Origin of the sequence: Streptomyces torulosus, from assembly GCF_001419765.1 — a bacterium.
GTDB lineage: Bacteria > Actinomycetota > Actinomycetes > Streptomycetales > Streptomycetaceae > Streptomyces > Streptomyces torulosus.
In genome coordinates, this window is the sequence record NZ_LIRK01000634.1 from 1 (window position 1) to 2,637 (window position 2,637).

The 2,637-nt window shown below is 71.0% G+C and carries 1 protein-coding gene; it reads right to left on the minus strand.

Features of this window, described 5'->3' with window-relative positions; all coding sequences use genetic code 11:
* Positions 1-333: 333 nt before the first annotated feature.
* The coding region (locus AOK23_RS36005) for a WD40 repeat domain-containing protein (protein ID WP_169800370.1) at positions 334-2,637 on the minus strand (2,304 nt) is incomplete at its 5' end.

The window sequence follows — 2,637 nt, forward strand, 5'->3', positions numbered from 1 at the left end:
GTGCGTGCTCTGGGGGTACCCCCTGCTCGAAGAGCTTGGGGGAGTGCCGGGCGGAAGCCCTCGTAGCGGAGCTACTAGGGGACTGCAAATCGTTCGGTGTAAGAGCTCGGCTCGGTATCGGCACCGTGAGGAACATCTGGCGGACCACGTTGGTGCAGGATGCCACCGGAGCACGGCAACCTGCTCGACGCCTGCCCGCCTCTTCGTGCCGCCAGGCCGAAGCCCTCGCCGCACGCTGGCGTCGCGCACGTTTGTCGCAGTGATGGGGGCGGCGGTCAGGCACTGGCAGTGGGAAACAGACTGCCCGGCCACTTTCGTGATCCGTGGAAAGGGTCAGGAGCAGATCCGCCGGTACGGCCGATCCGGAACGTAGGTGCGCCACTGCGCCCGGGTCAGTTCCCTGCTCCCGGCACGGGAGCAGACAAGGGACACCGCTCGGTCAGGATCCACCACGTACCGCTGGAGCGGCACGTGCCGGCCGCCCGCGTACAGCAGGGTGCTGTCCGGGCTGAACGCGAGCGTGTCGACGCTCTCACCGGAGGTGGGCAGAGAAGGACCGAGAGGTTGCTGGGTGGCGGTGTCCCAGAGTTGGAGGGTGCCCGCGTTGCCGCCCACGGCGAGCGTGCTGCCGTCCGGGCTGAAGGCGAGGGCCGTGATCGCCTCGGCTGAGTCGGAGGACTGATCGACGGGCCCCAGAAGGACGTTCCTCAGGATGCCTGCTCGGTGCCGGAGGGCGCCGTCCCAGAGGGCCACCCGCCCTGTCCCGTCGCCGGCCGCCAGTCCGGAGCCGTCGGGAGCGAAGACGATTTCCTCGATGCTGTCGCGCTGGACGAGGTCATGGGCGTGGGACCGGCCTGCTCGGACGACACGGTTGTCGGTCACGAGAAGCCCACCGTCCCGGCTGACGGCCAGATGGTTGCCGGCCGGGCCGGGGAGGCGCACCGTCCTCCGCCGCCGCATGGTGTCCCATGTCTCGTTGACGATGCCGTCGTCGGTCAAACGGGCGGTGAGGAGTGTACGGCCGCCCGGTCCCAGGGCGATCGCGTCCGGCGGCATGGCGGACGCCGTCGCCAGGTCCACCGTGGTCTTCGCGCGTCCGGCGGTCACGTCCCACACCGTCAGACGCTGCGACACCACGTTCCAGCTGGGGACGGAGATCCCATAGGCGAACATGCCTCCGTCGGGGCTGAAGGACAGCAAAGGCTCGATGATGTCCGCGGGGACCGTCGGTATGCCGGTGCTGAAGACGGGAAGTGACGGGGTCGGCAGGGTTCGCAGCAGACGGCCGTCGCGCGTGTTCCGCAGCTGGAAGACGTAGCGGTCACCGATACGCTCGGCGGTGGCGAGCATCCTGCCGTCGGGGCTGAGCCGGACCCCCGTGAGCGGACTCGTGCGCCAGGTGCGGGTGAGCGTCGTGGTGAGGTCGAGGGTGTGGACCGTGCCCCCTTCGAGGTACCGCAGCAGGGGCCGCGAGGAGTCCCAGGCGAGACCGAAGAGCGACGCGTTGGCCAAGGAGTGGCGGAAAACGGGAGCGCCGCCGGTGGGCAGACGCCACACTCTGATCTCCTGGCCGCCGCCGGTCGCCAGAAAAGAGCCGTCCGCGCTCACGACGGCGGAATCGGCACCCGGGTGGGCGACGTCGGCGAGCTGTCGTCCTGACGTGGTGTCCCACACACGCGCCCGGTCCTCGGTGAGAGAAAGGAGCCGGCCGCCGGTGAAGCCCAGGAAGCCTTCACCGCAGACGCCGCGGGCGTTGGTCCAGGCACCGCGCCGCACGGTGCGCGTGGAGGTGTCCCAGATCTGCGGGGACCGGCCGCGCGGGCAGACCGCCAGCAGCCGGTCGTCGTCGGCCGCAGCGTGAACGAGCTCTCCACCGCGGGCCGACGGGGTCCGGAAGACGACATGGCCGTCGGTGAGGGAGTAGAGCCGAGCGCGGCCGTCCCGGCTCTTCACCCAATAATGACGGCCCCTCACCCCGAAGCCCACGGTGTACCCGAACAACGGCAACGGGTCCCCGACCCAGCGCCCCGTTCGGGTGTCCCACAGCCGCTGGGTCCTGGCAGCGGTCCAAATGAGGAGCACCCGGCCGTCCGGACTCGCCCTGACTACCGTCCCGCGAGGTACCGACCCCGAGGCGATACGGCGGTGCGTGTCCACATCCCACGTCCGCCAGGTGTTGTCGCTGATGCTGAGCAGAGTGCGCCCGGAGGTGTCGAGGAACCGGTCTGGGGTGTCGCTGGGCGCCGGGTCGGTGAAGTTGCCCAGTTCGGGCTGGGCCAGCGCGCCCAGCAGGGCTCGGCGGGACTCCGGCAGGGGAGAGAGGCGCCATGCGGCGACGCCGAGCAGCATCGCTGTGCGCGGGTCGGTGCCCCGCAGGGCGTCGGCGACTGCGGCCACCCGGCGGGCCGCGGTGTCGGTGGTCTGCTTCTCGCTGTCCTGACGCAGGCGTACGGCGGTCAGGCCGACGACCAGGGCCACCGCCAGCACGGCGCAGAGCGAGGCCGTGAGTGTGCGGCTCCGGCGCCGGGCCCGGGTGGCGGCCCGCTCCTCCGCCGCCCGCTGCTCCGCCGCGGCGACCAGGAAGGCCGTCTCCTCGGACGTCAGCCCGTCGTGGCAGCGGTCTTCGCTCGTGAACAG